This window comes from Pseudomonas sp. FFUP_PS_473, assembly GCF_002858665.1.
GTDB classification, from domain to species: Bacteria; Pseudomonadota; Gammaproteobacteria; order Pseudomonadales; family Pseudomonadaceae; genus Aquipseudomonas; species Aquipseudomonas defluvii.
Genome location: NZ_PJQQ01000015.1, coordinates 24088 through 40276, shown reverse-complemented (window position 1 = coordinate 40276; position 16189 = coordinate 24088). Strand labels below are relative to the sequence as shown.

Below are 16189 nucleotides of genomic sequence, written 5' to 3'. Positions count from 1 at the left end.
TGTTGTCGGGCTACGTGCGCATGCGGGTGATGCGAATCACGCCAGTCAGTGCACGCAGTTTCTTGATCACGCGGGCCAGGTGTACGCGGTCGTGTACGCTGACCACCAGTTGGACCACGCTGATGCGACCATCGCGTTCGTCCATGCTGATTTTCTCGATGTTGCCGTCGGCAGCGTTGACGCTGCTGGCTAGCAGTGCAATCAGGCCGCGCTGGTGTTCCAGTTCGACGCGCAACTCCACATTGAATTCGCCAGTGACGTCCTTGGCCCAGGAGAGCTGGATGCACTTTTCCGGGTTGTGGCGGATTTCGCTGATGTTGCGGCAGTTTTCCAGGTGCACGACCATGCCTTTGCCGGCCGACAGGTGGCCGACGATGGGGTCGCCCGGAATCGGTGTGCAGCATTTGGCATAGCTCAGCACCAGGCCTTCGGTGCCGCGGATGGCCAGCGGGCCTTCAGGGCTTGGCAACTGCTCGCCTTCGCTGGACAGCAGGCGGCGAGCCACGACATAGGCCATGCGATTGCCCAGGCCGATGTCTTCGAGCAGGTCTTCGATCAGTTCCAGGCGGTATTCGCTGAGCATGGCCTGGACGCGTTCCTGAGGAATTTTCTCCAGCGCGCTGTCGAAACCATGGAGCACTTTGTTTAGCAGGCGCTCGCCAAGGCTGATCGACTCGGAGCGGCGTTGCAGCTTGAGCGCGTGGCGAATGTGCGTACGGGCTTTGCCGGTCACCACGAAGTTGAGCCAGGCCGGGTTTGGCCGTGCCCCTGGCGCACTGACGATCTCGACGGTCGAGCCGCTCTGCAGTGGCTCGGACAGCGGTGCCAGGCGACGATTGATGCGGCAGGCAATACAGCTGTTGCCGACGTCAGTGTGCACGGCATAAGCGAAGTCGACCGCCGTGGAGCCCTTGGGTAGCTCCATGATGCGGCCTTTGGGCGTGAACACGTAGACCTCGTCCGGGAAGAGGTCGATCTTCACGCTTTCGATGAATTCAAGGGAGTTGCCTGCACGTTGCTGCAACTCCAGCACGCCTTTGACCCACTGACGGGCACGGGCATGGGTACTTTTTGGCTGTTCGTCGTCACTGGATTTGTACAGCCAGTGGGCGGCGATACCGTTGTTGGCCATCTCTTCCATTTCGCGGGTGCGGATCTGGATTTCGATGGGAACACCGTGCATGCCGAACAGCGTGGTGTGCAGTGACTGGTAGCCGTTGGCCTTGGGGATCGCGATGTAATCCTTGAAGCGACCCGGCAGTGGCTTGTACAGGTTGTGAACTGCACCGAGTACGCGGTAGCAGGTGTCGACCTTGTCGACGACGATGCGGAACGCGTAGACATCCATGATCTCGTTGAAGGCCCGGCGTTTGCCGCGCATCTTCTTGTAGATGCCATAGAGGTGTTTCTGTCGCCCGCTGACTTCGCCTTCGATCCCGTCGACCGCCAGGCAATGGCTGAGCGATTCTTCGATCTTGTTGACGAGTTCCTTGCGGTTGCCGCGGGCGCGTTTCACCGCCTGATGGATGCGTGCGGAGCGCATCGGGTACATGGCCTTGAAACCCAGGTCTTCGAATTCCACGCGCACGGCGTGCATGCCAAGGCGGTTGGCGATGGGGGCGTAGATTTCCAGGGTTTCCTTGGCGATGCGTCGGCGCTTCTCGCCGGACAGCACTTCCAGGGTGCGCATGTTGTGCAGGCGGTCGGCCAGCTTGACCAGAATCACGCGGATGTCCCGGGCCATGGCCATGGCCATTTTCTGGAAGTTTTCCGCTTGGGCCTCGGCCTTGGTTTCGAAGTTCATCTGGGTCAGCTTGCTGACCCCGTCGACCAGTTCGGCGACAGTTTCGCCAAATTGCGCTGAAAGCGCTTCCTTGGCGATACCGGTGTCTTCGATCACGTCGTGCAGCATGGCGGCCATCAGGCTCTGATGGTCCATGTGCATGTCGGCAAGAATGCTCGCTACCGCAAGGGGATGGGTAACGTAAGGTTCGCCGCTGCGACGGCGTTGGCCATCGTGGGCTTGTTCGGCGTAGAAATACGCTCGGCGCACCAGGTTGACCTGGTCAGCGCCGAGGTAGGTCGACAGGCGATCGGCAAGGGCATCTATGCTCGGCAACGTACTACCTCCTGCCGATGGCTGGTGCCTTGCGCCGTGCAATGTCGACCAGGCATGAACTTAGACGGCCTCGTTGGCCTCGTCTTCAAATGCGGCAAAGATAGGCTCTTCAACGACCACATCTTCTTGAGCGACGAATTCGTTGTCGACCAGGCCGGCAGCGATTTCACGCAGTGCAACTACGGTTGGCTTGTCGTTTTCCCAGGCCACTTTGGGTTCCTTGCCACCGGTTGCCAGCTGGCGGGAACGCTTGGTGGCGAGCATGACCAGCTCGAAACGGTTATCGACGTTGTCCAGGCAATCTTCAACGGTCACGCGGGCCATGGTATTCCTCGTAGCAAATGCAATAGGCAAGCAGCCCGGATGGGCGAGCGGACTCGGTAGTTTAAAAAATCACCAGCCAATAGGGAAGCGCTGATTTCAGTTCTCGCTCAGGCGGCATGCTTTGGCCGAGAGTTTTAGCGTTAGAGCAGACGATAACCATTTGCGTGGGGTTAGCACAACTCCCTCGTGCTACTCGCCCATCGCCGCGCGCAAGCGTGGGGTCAGTTCGTCGAACAGCGTCTGTACTGAGCGCAGTGCGCGGCAGTCGGGGCGAGTCAGCAGCCAGAGTTCGGTATCGCAGCCGGGCAGGGCATCGCTCAGTCGCTCCACCCCGGGGAGGCTGTCGGCCATGTAGTCAGCCAGCGCTGCGACGCCCAGCCCTGCACCTACCAGTTGCGCGACGGCGGCCATGCTGCTGCAGCGGTAGCGTGGTACCACGCCAGGTAGGTGCTGCTCGCGCCAGACCACCGAAGCATGATCGGACATCGAGTCGTCCAGTGCGATCCAGGGCAGTGATGCCGGAGCCTCGGCCAGGCGCTGGTGATAATCGGCGTGCCCATAAACAAGGTAGGAGGCCGTGCCCAGGCAGCGACCGACCAGGTGCTCGGGGGGTGAGTTGGTCAGGCGCAGGGCGACATCGGCATCGCGTCGGCTGAGGTTGGCGAAGGAGTTGGAGGTTGCCAGCTCCAGCGACAGCGCCGGGTAGGTTGGCATGAAATGGGCCAGCGCCGGCAGCAGCAGGCTGTGCAATACCGCTTCGGTGCAGGTCAGGCGCACGGTGCCGCTGACCACCTGGTCGCCGTGTTCCACCGCCACCTGGGCCGCATCCAGTGCCTGTTCGGCGCGCTCGGCTTGCTCCGCCAGCGCTTGAGCTGTGCCAGTGGGGACGTAGCCCTTGCGGCTTTTATCGAACAGCGCCTTGCCCAGTGAGGCCTCAAGCCTGCGAATCGAGCGAAAGACGGTCGATACGTCCACCTTGAGCAGTTCGGCAGCTTTTGCCAGGGATCGCCCGCGAACCAGGGCGAGCACCAGGGTGAGATCGGTATGGCTGACCTGATATTGCATGAGTGCACTCTTAGCTTGCCGAAATGCCAATGTCTGTTGCGTTGAGGCCATTCTATAGTGAAGCAGCAGCCGCGAATCAACCTCGCCGCCGGCCAGAGTGCCGAGTGCAGCGCACAAGGATGTTCATTCGGCTGTTTCCCACGATGGGAATACTAGAAAAATAAACCAACCATCGACGCCCACAGGGCGCCTGCAACACCCCTTCATATTGTCGCCCGATAAAAATCAAAGGATGCATAGCCATGACGTCGGTCTCCCCGTGCGCCAGCCCTTCCAGCGAGATGAGCGAGTTTCTCCAGGCTTATCCTGAAGTCCAGTTCGTGGACCTGCTCATTTCCGACATGAACGGTGTCGTGCGCGGAAAGCGAATCGAGCGTGCGAGCCTGCACAAGGTTTACGAAAAAGGTATCAATCTGCCAGCGTCGCTGTTTGCGCTGGATATCAACGGCTCGACCGTGGAAAGCACCGGCCTGGGCCTGGATATCGGTGATGCCGACCGTATTTGCTTTCCCATTCCCGGCACGCTGAGCTACGAGCCTTGGCAGAGGCGTCCTACCGCGCAGCTGCTGATGACCATGCACGAGCTGGATGGCACCCCTTTCTTCGCTGACCCGCGAGAAGTGCTGCGCAGCGTGGTGGAGAAGTTCGATGCGCTGGGCCTGACCATCTGCGCCGCCTTCGAGCTGGAGTTCTACCTGATCGATCAGGACAACGTGAATGGCCGCCCACAGCCGCCCCGTTCGCCGATCTCGGGTAAGCGTCCGCAGTCGACTCAGGTCTACCTGATCGATGATCTGGACGAGTACGTCGATTGCCTGCAGGACATGCTTGAAGCGGCCAAAGAGCAGGACATCCCGGCTGATGCCATCGTCAAGGAAAGCGCCCCGGCACAGTTCGAGGTCAACCTGCATCACGTTGAAGATGCGATCAAGGCCTGCGACTACGCGGTCCTGCTCAAGCGTCTGATCAAGAACATCGCCTACGACCATGAAATGGACTCCACTTTCATGGCCAAGCCGTACCCTGGCCAGGCGGGCAACGGTTTGCACGTGCATATCTCGTTGCTGGACAAGAAAACCGGCAAGAACATCTTCACCAGTGATGAGCCCGAGCAGAACGACGCGCTGCGCCACGCCATTGGTGGCGTGTTGGAAACCCTGCCGGCGTCGATGGCTTTTCTCTGCCCGAACGTCAACTCGTACCGGCGTTTCGGTGCCCAGTTCTATGTGCCGAATGCGCCAAGCTGGGGCCTGGACAACCGTACTGTAGCCCTGCGCGTGCCCACCGGCAGTGCTGATGCGGTGCGCATCGAGCACCGTGTTGCCGGTGCTGATGCCAACCCGTACTTGATGATGGCGGCAATCCTCTCCGGCATTCATCACGGCCTGACCAACAAGATCGAGCCGGGTGCACCGGTGGAAGGCAACTCCTACGAGCAGCTGGAGCAGAGCTTGCCAAACAACTTGCGCGACGCACTGCGCGAGCTGGATGACAGCGAAGTGCTGAACAAGTACATCAGCCCGGACTACATCGATGTCTTTGTCGCCTGCAAGGAAAGTGAGCTGTCAGAGTTCGAAGTATCGATCTCGGATCTCGAATACAACTGGTACCTGCATACGGTGTAAGGCCTGGAGCACACGAACATGACCACCTTGTCCCGCGCGCAATGGGAATCCCTTTTCCAGAACCTGAGCATCGAAGGGCGTGCCTTTATCGATGGCCAGTACCAGGCTGCTGCCTCGGCTGAAACCTTCGAGAGCCTGAGCCCGGTCGATGGCCGTCACCTGGCCAATATCGCCAGTTGTGATGCCGCGGATGCCGAGCGTGCTGTCCTGGCGGCCCGCCGCAGTTTTGAAAGCGGCGCCTGGTCGGGCCTGGCACCGGCCCAGCGCAAGCGTGTGCTGATTGCTTTCGCTGACGCGCTGTTGGCCAACGCCCAGGAGCTGGCACTGCTGGAAACCCTGGATATGGGCAAGCCGATCAGTGACTCGCTCAGCATCGACGTGCCGGGCGCGGCGAATGCCATCCGCTGGAGCGCCGAGGCCATTGATAAGGTCTACGACGAAGTGGCGCCAACGCCGGTCGACCAGCTGGGTTTGGTTACCCGCGAAGCGGTGGGTGTGGTGGCGGCGATCGTGCCGTGGAACTTCCCTCTGATGATGGCCTGCTGGAAGCTCGGCCCGGCGCTGGCCACCGGTAACTCGGTGATCCTCAAGCCTTCGGAAAAGTCGCCACTGACCGCCATTCGCATCGCTCAACTGGCTATCGAAGCCGGTATCCCTGCGGGCGTGCTGAACGTGCTGCCAGGCTATGGCCACACCGTCGGCAAGGCCCTGGCCCTGCACATGGATGTGGACACCTTGGTGTTTACTGGTTCAACCAAGATCGCCAAGCAACTGATGATCTATGCCGGCGAATCGAACATGAAGCGTGTCTGGCTGGAGGCTGGTGGCAAGAGCCCGAATATCGTCTTTGCCGACGCTCCTGACCTGCAGGCAGCGGCTGACGCCGCCGCTTGCGCCATTGCCTTCAACCAGGGCGAAGTGTGTGTGGCGGGCTCGCGTCTGCTGGTCGAGCGCAGCATCAAGGATCGCTTCCTGCCGATGGTCATCGAGGCGCTCAAGGCTTGGAAGCCCGGCCATTCGCTGGACCCGACTACTCGGGTTGGCGCCCTGGTGGACGGCACCCAGCTGGATACCGTGCTGGGCTATGTCGAGGCCGGTGCCGCCGACGGTGCGACGCTGGTCGCTGGTGGCAAGCGCGTGCTGGAAGAAACCGGCGGCGTCTATGTGGAGCCGACGATCTTTGATGGTGTGGACAATGCCATGCGTATTGCCCGTGAAGAGATCTTCGGCCCGGTGCTGTCAGTGATTGCGTTCGATACCGCCGAAGAAGCCATCAGCATTGCCAACGACTCACCGTTCGGCCTGGCCGCAGCGGTCTGGAGCAGCGACCTGTCCAAGGCGCACCGCACGGCCAAGGCCCTGCGCGCTGGTAGTGTCTGGGTCAACCAGTACGACGGTGGTGACATGACGGCGCCGTTCGGCGGCTTCAAGCAGTCCGGTAACGGGCGTGACAAGTCACTGCATGCGTTCGACAAGTACACCGAACTCAAGGCGACCTGGATCAAGTTGTAAACGAGGGCTGACAGATGAAGCAGGTTACCCCACTGATTGGCGTCACTGCCTGCCGCCAGCAACTGGAAAAGAATTCCTCGCACACGGCGGGTGACAAGTATGTCGAGGCTGCAGGCTTCGCCGGGATTCCCCTGATATTGCCTGCGCGTGCCGAGCCTGTGGCTGCAGAGCTCGTGCTAGAGCGGTTGGATGGCATTCTTTTTACCGGTTCGCCTTCAAATGTGGAGCCGCATCATTACAATGGCAGCCCCAGCGCGGAGGGAACCCGACACGATGTGTACCGTGATCGCCTGACCCTGCCGTTGTTGCGTGCGGCGATTGCGGCGGGCGTGCCGGTATTTTGCATTTGCCGTGGTTTCCAGGAGCTGAATGTGAGCCTCGGTGGCAGCCTGCATCAACAGGTTCATGAGTTGCCTGGCTACCTGGACCACCGCGAGCCGAAAGACGTTGCGCTGGAGGTGCAATACGCACCGCAGCACTCAGTGAGCGTGCAGCCGGGTGGGCTTTTCGAGCGCTTGGGGCTGCCCACGGTTTTCGAGGTCAACTCGTTGCATGGCCAGGGCATCGAGCGCCTGGCCAGTGGCCTGCGAGTCGAAGCCGTTGCGCCGGATGGATTGGTCGAGGCGGTCACGCTGGATAACGCGCCAGGGTTTGTTCTTGGCGTTCAGTGGCATCCGGAATGGCGTTTTACCGACAACCCTGTCTCGTTGCGCCTGTTTCAGGCGTTCCGCGAGGCTTGTATCGCCCATGCGGCGGGAAAGCGTGTTGAGGTGGCGGCCATTTGAGGCTGTCCGGCGCCCCCGGATGTCATGAATCAAGCAGTGAGCTTTCCATGAGTGAAAGCGGGTGCCTTGCAAGACGCCCATCTAGAACAATACCAATAGCGACGGCAAATACTCATGAGTGAATACACAGAAGCGAGTCGGCCCTCGGGCTCGGCAGAGTCGGCGCAGGCCAGCTCAGGCGCTTCCACCCATCGCAGCAAAGGGCTGGCCAAGGGCCGGCTCGGGCTGCTTGCCAGCATTGTGCTTGGCATCTCCACCATTGCGCCGGTTTATACCCTGACCGGCGCGCTCGGGCCTACCGTGCGCGAAGTCGGCGCACACCTGCCAGCCGTGTTCCTTGTCGGCTTCCTGCCCATGCTGCTGGTTGCGCTGGGCTACCGCGAGCTGAACGCTGCCGAGCCCGATAGCGGCACGTCATTCACCTGGTCTGCCCGTGCCTTTGGCCCGATGATTGGCTGGATCGGTGGCTGGGGCCTGGTCACCGCGACGACCATTGTGTTGTCCAACCTGGCGGGTGTGGCGGTGGACTTCTTCTACCTGTTCCTCGGCCAGCTCAGCGGCAGCCATGAGGTGTCTGCGCTGAGCGATAACCTGTTGGTCAACGTCACCACCTGTTGTGTCTTTATTGCCATGGCCGTGTGGATCTGCTGCCGTGGCATGGGTACTACCATGACGGTGCAGTATGGCCTGGTGGCCTTGCAACTGGTGGTGCTGATCGGTTTCTCCATGGCCGCGTTCGGTGGGTCGCCGACCATCCCGCCGCTGCAATTCGACTCAGACTGGTTCAACCCGTTTGGCGTCGAGTCGTTCTCCTCGTTTGCAGCCGGGCTGTCGCTGTCGATCTTCATTTTCTGGGGGTGGGACGTCTGCCTGACTGTGAGCGAAGAGTCGGTGGGCAGTGAAGAAGTGCCTGGCAAGGCTGCCACCTGGACCGTGTTGTTGATCCTTGGCCTGTACCTGGTGACCGGTATTGCTACCTTGCAGTTCGCCGGTATCGGTGACATTGGCCTGGGGCTGGGCAACCCGCGCATTCAAGAGAACGTCTTCGCACACCTGGCCGGCCCGGTCATGGGGCCGCTGGCTATTCTGATGTCCATTGCGGTACTGGCCAGTACCGCGGCGTCCCTGCAGTCGACCTTCGTCTCGCCAGCGCGCACGCTGCTGGCCATGGGGTACTACGGTGCCGTGCCTGAGCGATTTGCCAGCATCTGCCCGCGCTCACAGACGCCACGCTACGCGACCATCTGTGCAGGCGTTGCTGCCGGTCTGTTCTACGTCACCATGCGCACCCTGAGTGAAAACGTACTGGCCGACACCATCACCGCGCTGGGGATGATGATCTGCTTCTACTACTCGCTGACGGCGTTCGCGTGCGTGTGGTACTTCCGCGACAGCCTGTTCGACAGCCTGCGTCACTTCATGATGCGCGGCCTGTGCCCCTTCGTGGGCGGTGGGATTCTGTCGGTGATCTTCGTTCAGACCGCCATCGACAGTGCTTCACCGTCGTTCGGCAGTGGCTCGCATGTCGCAGGCCTGGGCCTGGTGTTCGTGATCGCGATGATCATTCTGTTGCTGGGTATCTTCCTGATGGTGCTGTCGCGCATGCGTGCACCAGCGTTCTTCCTGGGGATGACTCTGCATCGGCAGGCAACGCTGCCCTGCCGACGCTGAGACGGCGCCAATCAGGCGAGCAACTGTTTGAGTAGCTCGCTGTGGCGCTGTTGCTGGCTCTTCTGCTGCAGGCGGTTGGCCCTGAAGATCGCCTTGAGGTCTTCAAGGGCCACGGCGAAGTCGTCGTTGATGATGACGAAGTCGTACTCGTTGTAGTGGCTCATCTCGCTGACGGCTTCACGCATCCGACCCTCAATGATCTCATCGCTGTCCTGGCCACGGTTGGTCAGGCGCTGGCGCAGGGCCTGCTGGCTCGGCGGCAGGATGAAGATCGAGCGTGCCTGTGGCATCTGCTTGCGTACTTGTTCGGCGCCCTGCCAGTCGATTTCCAGAATCAGGTCGTGGCCTTCGTCCAGGGTTTGCTGCAGCGTGCTCTGCGACGTGCCGTAGAGGTTGCCGAAGACTTCGGCCTGTTCCAGAAAGTCGCCGTGTTCGGTCATGCGGATGAACTCGGCGCGATCGACGAAGTGGTAGTTCACCCCATTTTCTTCGCCCGGACGCATGGCGCGGGTGGTGTGCGAGACCGAAACGCGAATGCTCGGCTCGGCGTCGATGAGGGCTTTCACCAGGCTGGTCTTGCCGGCGCCGGAAGGGGCCGAGATGATGTAGAGGATGCCGCTGCTGTGGTTCATGGTCGGGGTGGCCTTACTCAATGTTCTGTACTTGTTCACGCATCTGCTCGATCAGGACCTTGAGGTTGACCGCTGCTTGGGTGCTACGTGGGTCGAAGGCTTTGGAGCCAAGGGTGTTCGCTTCGCGGTTCAGCTCCTGCATCAGGAAGTCGAGGCGCCGGCCTGCTGCACCTCCGGACTTGAGCACACGGCGTACCTCGGTCATGTGGGTGCTCAGGCGGTCCAGCTCTTCGGCGACGTCGCTTTTCTGGGCCAGTAGCACCATTTCCTGTTCCAGGCGCTGCGGGTCGAGTTCGGCTTTCATGTCCGTGAAGCGATCCAGGACCTTCTGGCGCTGAACGGCCAGCATCTGCGGTACCAGGGCACGCAGGGTCGTGACCTCGGTGGCCATGTTGTCCAGGCGTTCGTTGATCAGCCTGGCCAGCTCGGTGCCCTCGCGGTTGCGACCGTTGCGCAGCTCCTTCAGGGCCTCTTCAAACAGGCTCATGGCCTCGATATTCAACGCTTGCGGGTCTGTCGCGTCTGCCACCAGCACGCCTGGCCACGCCAGCACTTCCAGCGGGTTGAGCGCAGCAGGCTGCTTGATCAGGCTGGCGACGGTCTCGGCGGCGGCAACCAGTTGCGCAGCGCGCTCGCGATCAACCTGCAAGGGTTTGCCAGTGCTTTCTTCATTGAAGCGCAACGTGCATTCGACCTTGCCGCGTGACAGGCCCTGACGGAGGGCTTCACGTACCGTGCCTTCAAGGTCGCGGAAGGCATCAGGCAGACGTAAGTGGGGTTCCAGGTAGCGGTGGTTGACCGAGCGCAATTCCCAGATGAGGGTACCTTGGGCGCCAGCGCGTTCGGCGCGGGCAAAGGCGGTCATGCTATGCACCATGGGAAGTACCTCGCAGTAGGTTGAAGGGAAGCCGACAGGCTGCAAAGGCGCAGGATTGTAGCGCAGTGCGAGGTGTGCTCCCAATCCACTGATGTTACAAACACTCTCTGGATTGCCGGAAAAAACCGACCAACGTCTCTGGCTCAAGGCTGGCGCGTACCCTGCGGGTGCATAAACAGCTGTTTCTGCCCTGGGCATGTCCAGCGGAGCCTGGGCGCTCTATAATGCTGGGCAGATTCAAGTCCAGTACAGGTATCCCCTATGAAACGTCCAAGTGGTCGCGTTGCCGATCAGCTCCGCTCGATCCGCATCACCCGCAACTACACCAAGCACGCCGAAGGGTCGGTACTGGTCGAGTTCGGCGACACCAAAGTCGTCTGCACGGTCAGCGTCGAAAATGGTGTTCCCCGGTTCCTCAAAGGTCAGGGCCAAGGCTGGCTGACAGCAGAGTACGGCATGCTGCCGCGCTCCACTGGCGAGCGTAACCAGCGCGAAGCCAGCCGTGGCAAACAGGGTGGCCGCACCCTGGAAATCCAGCGTTTGATCGGCCGCTCGCTGCGTGCTGCGCTGGACATGAGCAAGCTCGGCGACATTACCCTCTACGTCGACTGCGACGTGATCCAGGCCGATGGCGGTACCCGCACGGCGTCGATCACCGGTGCCATGGTCGCGCTGGTCGATGCCCTGCGTGTCGTCAAGAAGCGTGGCGGCCTCAAGGGCGGAGACCCGCTCAAGCACATGATCGCTGCCGTTTCGGTGGGCATGTACCAAGGCGTTCCAGTGCTCGACCTGGACTACCTGGAAGACTCCGCTGCCGAGACTGACCTGAACGTGGTCATGACCAGCGCCGGTGGCTTCATCGAAGTGCAGGGCACCGCTGAAGGCGCGCCGTTCCAGCCCGAAGAGCTCAATGCCATGTTGGCATTGGCGCAAAAAGGCATGAGCGACCTCTTCGAGCTGCAGAGCGCTTCGCTGGCTGACTGAGTGAGGATGGCCTGATGGGCGAACAACCTCTGAATGTATCCACCCCGAGTGCCGATGTGCGCCAGTGGGCGATGTTCTGCCACCTCGCGGCGTTCTTCGGGTTGTTGTTCCCCTTCGGCAACCTGCTGGGGCCGTTGATCATCTGGCAATGGAAGCGTGAGCTGGACCCGTTCATCGATGCCCAAGGTAAGGAATCGCTGAACTTCCAGATTACCGTGACCATTGCCTACGTGATCTGCATCGCACTGTTCATCATATTGATTGGCTTTGCGTTGCTCGGCCTGCTGGTAGTGGCCGCAGCCATCCTGATGATCATCGCTTCGGTCAAGGTCAATGAGGGGCAGGCGTATCGCTACCCCTTTACCTGGCGGGTGATTCAGTAGCGGCAGGGTTGTTGGCTTTTCCTGTGGGATGCAGGCTTGCCTGCGATGGCGTCGGCGGGGTGCCAATGAGTACGCGGCGCCTGCATCGTTGGCAAGCCAACTCCCACAGGGTGTCTTGCGTTATTTTTGGCACATAAAAACGAACCCCCGCTGAAAAGCGGGGGTTCGTTTTTGTGCGTGACCGTTTAAATGGTCAGCGTCCAGTCATAGTCCACGATCAGTGGCGCATGCTGGGAGAAGCGTGGCTGGCGTGGCAGGCGTGCGCTACGCACGAAGCGACGCAGGCCTGGTGTCAGCAACTGGTAGTCGAAGCGATAGCCCAGGTTGAGCATCTCGGCCTGTTCGTTGTCCGGCCACCAGCTGTACTGCTCGCCTTCGCGGCTGACTTCGCGCAGGGCATCGACATAGCCCATGTCGCCGACGATGGTGTCCATCCAGGCCCGTTCCGGGGCCAGGAAGCCCGGGGACTGCTGGCTGTCGCGCCAGTTCTTGATGTCGAGCTTCTGCTGCGCGACATACAGCGAGCCGCAGTAGATGTATTCACGACGCTTGCGACGTTGCTTGTCCAGGTACTTGGCGAAGTCGTCCATCAACTTGAACTTCTGGTTCAAGTCTTCGTCGCCGTTCTGCCCGGAAGGCAGCAGCAAGGTGGCAATACTGACTTTGTCGAAGTCTGCCTGCAGGTAACGTCCGTAGCGGTCGGCTGTCTCGAAGCCCAGGCCGCTGATGACTGCCTTGGGCTGCAAGCGCGAGTAAAGTGCCACACCGCCTTGGGCGGGGACTTCTGCGTCGCAGGCATAAAGGAAGTAGCCATCGAGCTGGAAAGCTGGGTCGTCGAGTTCAAAGGCCGAGGCGCGGGTATCCTGAAGGCAGATGACGTCGGCATTCTGGGCTTGCAGCCAACTGAGCAAACCACGCTCGACTGCAGCCTGAATGCCATTTACGTTCACACTGATGATCCGCATAAATGGCCCCAAAAATCTCGTGCGTGTATGATACCCGAGCTGTACTCAATTAGCTAAATCCGTGGCATCCGGGACTCTACATGCAGCCGTATCAGCGCGACTTTATTCGTTTTGCCATCGATCGTGGGGTTCTGCGCTTCGGTGAGTTCACCCTCAAGTCGGGGCGTACCAGCCCGTATTTCTTCAATGCCGGCCTGTTCAACAGCGGCGCGGCCCTGGCTCAGCTCGGGCGTTTCTATGCTGCGGCGATTGTCGACAGCAAGATTCCGTTCGACGTGCTGTTCGGCCCGGCCTACAAAGGCATCCCGCTGGCTGCAGCGACCGCTGTAGCGCTGGCTGAGCATCACCAGCTCGACGTGCCGTGGTGCTTCAACCGCAAGGAAGCCAAGAGCCATGGCGAAGGCGGCAGCCTGGTCGGCGCGCCACTGACCGGCGACGTCTTGATCATTGACGACGTGATCACTGCCGGCACGGCGATCCGTGAGGTCATGCAGATCATCCAGGGGCAGCAGGCCAAGGCCGCTGGCGTGCTGATCGCACTGAACCGTCAGGAGCGCGGCAACGGCGAGTTGTCGGCGATCCAGGAAGTGGAGCGTGACTTTGGTATCCCGGTGGTCAGCATTGTGTCGCTGACCCAGGTACTGGAGTTCCTCGCTGACGATCCAGCGCTCAAGCAGCATCTGCCTGCGGTCGAGGCGTACCGGGCCCAGTACGGTATCTGAAGCCCATGCGCAACAAAAAGGCCCTGCAATGCAGGGCCTTTTTGCTTCTCTGGTGTGCCACCAGATCGGGAGCTGAGGCTGTTACTCAGGCTTCTGATTGGTAATCAGGGTGCCGACGCCGCTGTCGGTGAAGATTTCCAGCAGGACCGCATTCGGTACCCGACCGTCGATGATGTGCGAGCTGTTGACGCCACCCTGGACGGCTTCCAGCGCGCAGCGAATCTTCGGCAGCATGCCGCCGTAGATGGTGCCATCGGCGATCAGGTCGTTGACCTGCTCGGTGGTCAGACCGGTCAGCACGTGACCTTGCTTGTCCATCAGGCCTGCGATGTTGGTCAGCAGGATCAACTTCTCGGCCTTCAGGGCTTCGGCGACCTTGCCGGCGACCAGGTCGGCGTTGATGTTGTAGGACTCGCCGTTGGCACCAACACCAATCGGTGCGATCACCGGGATGAAGTCGCCCTTGACCAGCATGTTCAGCAGGTCGGTATTTACCCCAACCACTTCGCCTACATGGCCGATGTCGATGATTTCAGGCGAGGTCATTTCCGGGGTCTGGCGGGTGACTTTGAGCTTCTTCGCACGAATCAGCTCAGCGTCCTTACCGGTCAGGCCGATGGCGCTGCCGCCATGACGGTTGATCAGGTTGACGATGTCCTTGTTGACCTGGCCACCGAGAACCATCTCGACCACGTCCATGGTTTGTGCGTCAGTGACGCGCATGCCATCGATAAAGTGGCTCTCGATCGACAGGCGCTTGAGCAGATCGCCGATCTGCGGGCCGCCGCCATGTACGACCACAGGGTTGATACCCACGGCTTTCATCAGGACCACGTCACGGGCGAAACCGGTTTTGAGCTCTTCGCTCTCCATCGCGTTGCCGCCGTACTTGATCACCAGGGTCTTGCCGACAAAGCGGCGGATATAAGGCAGCGCTTCGGACAATACCTGGGCGACATGGGTGGCGGCATCACGATCGAGGGTCATGCAAAGCTCCAGTGGAACAGTAGTCGGTCAGAACGGTAGTTGCAGGTTGGGTTCAACACGCTTCAGTTGCGCGTGGAAAACATCCTTGATGCGTTGCAGTTCGGCGTCGGTTTCGGCTTCAAAACGCAGCACCAGTACCGGGGTGGTATTGGAGGCACGCACCAGGCCCCAGCCGTTGGGGTAGTCGACTCGAACACCATCAATGGTGGTCAGGCTGGCTTCGCCCCAATCCGCATCACGCTGCAGTGCATCAATGATGCTGAATTTACCTTCGTCGGTCACTTCAATGTTGATTTCCGGCGTGGAAATATCATTTGGGAAGGCGGCGAACAGGGTTTCGGCGTCGACCGACTCCTTGCTGAGGATTTCCAGCAGCCGCGCGGCGCTGTAAATACCGTCGTCGAAGCCGAACCAACGCTCCTTGATGAAGATGTGTCCGCTCATCTCGCCGGCCAGCAGGGCGCCGCTCTGCTTCATTTTCTTCTTGATCAGCGAATGACCGGTTTTCCACATCAGTGGACGACCACCGTACTGCTCGATCAATGGGCTCAGGCGGCGGGTGCATTTGACGTCGAAGATGATTTCGGCGCCCGGGTTGCGGGCCAGTACGTCCTTGGCAAACAGCATCAGCAAGCGGTCCGGGTAGACGATGTTGCCGGTGTTGGTCACGACACCGACGCGGTCGCCGTCGCCGTCAAAGGCCAGGCCCAGGTCCGCGCCGGTCTCTTTCACCTTGGCGATCAGGTCGACCAGGTTTTCGGGCTTGCCTGGGTCTGGATGGTGGTTCGGGAAGTTGCCGTCCACTTCGCAGAACAGCGGAATCATCTCGCAGCCCAAGGCTTCGATCAGTTGTGGGGCAATGACACCGGCTGCGCCGTTGCCGCAGTCCACAACGACCTTGAGCTTTTTCGCCAGCTTGATGTCGCCAGTGATCTGCTGGAAGTAGCGATCAAGGATCTCGACGCGCTCGACATGGCCTTGGCCATGGCTCAGGTCGTTGGTCTTCAAGCGGGTCAGCAGCGCCTGGATCTGCTCGTTGGCCAGGGTGTCACCGGCGATGACGATCTTGAAACCGTTGTAGTTCGGCGGGTTGTGGCTGCCGGTCAGCATGACGCCGGATTTGCCGGCGAGAACGTTGGCGGCGTAGTACAGGGCAGGCGTAGGCACCAGGCCCACGTCGCTGACCTGGCAACCGGCCTCGGCCAGACCTTTGATCAACTGCTCGACCAGCATCGGCCCGGACAGGCGGCCGTCACGGCCCACTGAAACTTGCGGCTCGCCTTGAGCCAGGCTCTGGGCACCAATGGCCCGGCCAATCCAATAGGCAGTCTCGGCGGTCAGGGTGTCGCCAACCACGCCACGAATGTCATAGGCGCGAAAGATGCTTTCAGGGAGTGTGGGTACCAGTTGTGTCATGTCATTCATCACTGGGGAGCTCCAATCTCAAGGGCGTGCGGTGCAGGCTCAAATTGAGCGCTTTGACAGTGTTTCTGCCAGAGCGTTCGCCAATCCGTTGGGTTGCGTTGGGCAGCCGAGGC

General features: G+C 60.7%; 14 protein-coding genes and 1 pseudogene. 7 read left to right on the top strand and 8 right to left on the bottom strand.

The window, feature by feature from the left end:
* Positions 1-10: 10 nt before the first annotated feature.
* The 3 genes from spoT to CYD26_RS12310 form a co-directional block, all read right to left on the bottom strand.
* Complete coding sequence (spoT, locus tag CYD26_RS12320; protein ID WP_099776350.1) at positions 11-2119, bottom strand: bifunctional GTP diphosphokinase/guanosine-3',5'-bis pyrophosphate 3'-pyrophosphohydrolase; 2109 nt, start codon at positions 2117-2119, stop codon at positions 11-13.
* A 60-nt stretch (positions 2120-2179) separates the two neighbouring features.
* Entirely contained in the window at positions 2180-2443 is a 264-nt protein-coding gene (gene rpoZ, locus CYD26_RS12315; protein ID WP_065758143.1) for a DNA-directed RNA polymerase subunit omega, read from the bottom strand.
* Positions 2444-2632: 189 nt separating this feature from the next.
* Positions 2633-3508: a LysR family transcriptional regulator gene (locus CYD26_RS12310; RefSeq protein WP_102052719.1), complete on the bottom strand. Its 876-nt coding sequence runs from the start codon at positions 3506-3508 to the stop codon at positions 2633-2635.
* A gap of 242 nt (positions 3509-3750) precedes the next feature.
* Here CYD26_RS12310 and CYD26_RS12305 point away from each other — a divergent pair, with 242 nt between their 5' ends.
* From CYD26_RS12305 to CYD26_RS12290, 4 genes are all read left to right on the top strand, one after another.
* Complete coding sequence (locus CYD26_RS12305; protein WP_102052718.1) at positions 3751-5133, top strand: glutamine synthetase family protein; 1383 nt, start codon at positions 3751-3753, stop codon at positions 5131-5133.
* A gap of 18 nt (positions 5134-5151) precedes the next feature.
* Positions 5152-6645 (top strand): aldehyde dehydrogenase, encoded by a 1494-nt coding sequence (locus CYD26_RS12300; protein ID WP_102052717.1) that lies wholly within the window; start codon positions 5152-5154, stop codon positions 6643-6645.
* A gap of 14 nt (positions 6646-6659) precedes the next feature.
* On the top strand, positions 6660-7430 hold the full coding sequence (locus CYD26_RS12295) for a gamma-glutamyl-gamma-aminobutyrate hydrolase family protein (protein ID WP_099776346.1): 771 nt from the start codon (positions 6660-6662) through the stop codon (positions 7428-7430).
* 114 nt (positions 7431-7544) lie between these two features.
* Complete coding sequence (locus tag CYD26_RS12290; RefSeq protein ID WP_065758148.1) at positions 7545-9101, top strand: APC family permease; 1557 nt, start codon at positions 7545-7547, stop codon at positions 9099-9101.
* A gap of 11 nt (positions 9102-9112) precedes the next feature.
* On the opposite strand, the gene gmk is transcribed toward CYD26_RS12290, so the two are convergent.
* Together gmk and CYD26_RS12280 are read right to left on the bottom strand one after the other, a co-directional pair.
* Positions 9113-9733 carry a guanylate kinase gene (gmk, locus tag CYD26_RS12285; RefSeq protein WP_099776343.1) on the bottom strand — a complete coding sequence of 207 codons (621 nt, stop codon included), beginning with the start codon at positions 9731-9733 and terminating at the stop codon, positions 9113-9115.
* A 13-nt stretch (positions 9734-9746) separates the two neighbouring features.
* Positions 9747-10610 carry a YicC/YloC family endoribonuclease gene (locus tag CYD26_RS12280; RefSeq protein WP_099776341.1) on the bottom strand — a complete coding sequence of 288 codons (864 nt, stop codon included), beginning with the start codon at positions 10608-10610 and terminating at the stop codon, positions 9747-9749.
* 261 nt (positions 10611-10871) lie between these two features.
* Between CYD26_RS12280 and rph the strand changes: the two genes are divergently transcribed.
* Together rph and CYD26_RS12270 are read left to right on the top strand one after the other, a co-directional pair.
* Complete coding sequence (gene rph / locus CYD26_RS12275; RefSeq protein WP_065758151.1) at positions 10872-11594, top strand: ribonuclease PH; 723 nt, start codon at positions 10872-10874, stop codon at positions 11592-11594.
* Between the two features lie 14 nt (positions 11595-11608).
* Complete coding sequence (locus tag CYD26_RS12270) at positions 11609-11977, top strand: DUF4870 domain-containing protein (RefSeq protein ID WP_102052716.1); 369 nt, start codon at positions 11609-11611, stop codon at positions 11975-11977.
* 185 nt (positions 11978-12162) lie between these two features.
* On the opposite strand, the gene CYD26_RS12265 is transcribed toward CYD26_RS12270, so the two are convergent.
* Positions 12163-12942: an exodeoxyribonuclease III gene (locus CYD26_RS12265; protein WP_065758153.1), complete on the bottom strand. Its 780-nt coding sequence runs from the start codon at positions 12940-12942 to the stop codon at positions 12163-12165.
* An 80-nt stretch (positions 12943-13022) separates the two neighbouring features.
* On the opposite strand from CYD26_RS12265, the gene pyrE reads away from it, so the two are divergent.
* Positions 13023-13664, top strand: coding sequence for an orotate phosphoribosyltransferase (gene pyrE, locus CYD26_RS12260; RefSeq protein ID WP_065758154.1), 642 nt, complete (start codon positions 13023-13025; stop codon positions 13662-13664).
* An 81-nt stretch (positions 13665-13745) separates the two neighbouring features.
* On the opposite strand, the gene argB is transcribed toward pyrE, so the two are convergent.
* Positions 13746-14651, bottom strand: a complete 906-nt coding sequence (gene argB, locus CYD26_RS12255) for an acetylglutamate kinase (protein WP_065758155.1) — start codon at positions 14649-14651, stop codon at positions 13746-13748.
* A gap of 27 nt (positions 14652-14678) precedes the next feature.
* Positions 14679-16058 (bottom strand): annotated as a pseudogene (locus CYD26_RS12250) (phosphomannomutase/phosphoglucomutase); the annotation flags it as partial.
* Positions 16059-16189: the final 131 nt, after the last annotated feature.

What these genes read in the sequence shown, in the direction of transcription:
- rpoZ (WP_065758143.1), bottom strand. Translation starts at nt 2,443, where the DNA reads ATGGCCCGCGTGACCGTTGAAGATTGCCTGGACAACGTCGATAACCGT.
- CYD26_RS12310 (WP_102052719.1), bottom strand. Translation starts at nt 3,508, where the DNA reads ATGCAATATCAGGTCAGCCATACCGATCTCACCCTGGTGCTCGCCCTG.
- CYD26_RS12305 (WP_102052718.1), top strand. Translation starts at nt 3,751, where the DNA reads ATGACGTCGGTCTCCCCGTGCGCCAGCCCTTCCAGCGAGATGAGCGAG.
- CYD26_RS12300 (WP_102052717.1), top strand. Translation starts at nt 5,152, where the DNA reads ATGACCACCTTGTCCCGCGCGCAATGGGAATCCCTTTTCCAGAACCTG.
- CYD26_RS12295 (WP_099776346.1), top strand. Translation starts at nt 6,660, where the DNA reads ATGAAGCAGGTTACCCCACTGATTGGCGTCACTGCCTGCCGCCAGCAA.
- CYD26_RS12290 (WP_065758148.1), top strand. Translation starts at nt 7,545, where the DNA reads ATGAGTGAATACACAGAAGCGAGTCGGCCCTCGGGCTCGGCAGAGTCG.
- gmk (WP_099776343.1), bottom strand. Translation starts at nt 9,733, where the DNA reads ATGAACCACAGCAGCGGCATCCTCTACATCATCTCGGCCCCTTCCGGC.
- CYD26_RS12280 (WP_099776341.1), bottom strand. Translation starts at nt 10,610, where the DNA reads ATGGTGCATAGCATGACCGCCTTTGCCCGCGCCGAACGCGCTGGCGCC.
- rph (WP_065758151.1), top strand. Translation starts at nt 10,872, where the DNA reads ATGAAACGTCCAAGTGGTCGCGTTGCCGATCAGCTCCGCTCGATCCGC.
- CYD26_RS12270 (WP_102052716.1), top strand. Translation starts at nt 11,609, where the DNA reads ATGGGCGAACAACCTCTGAATGTATCCACCCCGAGTGCCGATGTGCGC.
- CYD26_RS12265 (WP_065758153.1), bottom strand. Translation starts at nt 12,942, where the DNA reads ATGCGGATCATCAGTGTGAACGTAAATGGCATTCAGGCTGCAGTCGAG.
- pyrE (WP_065758154.1), top strand. Translation starts at nt 13,023, where the DNA reads ATGCAGCCGTATCAGCGCGACTTTATTCGTTTTGCCATCGATCGTGGG.
- argB (WP_065758155.1), bottom strand. Translation starts at nt 14,651, where the DNA reads ATGACCCTCGATCGTGATGCCGCCACCCATGTCGCCCAGGTATTGTCC.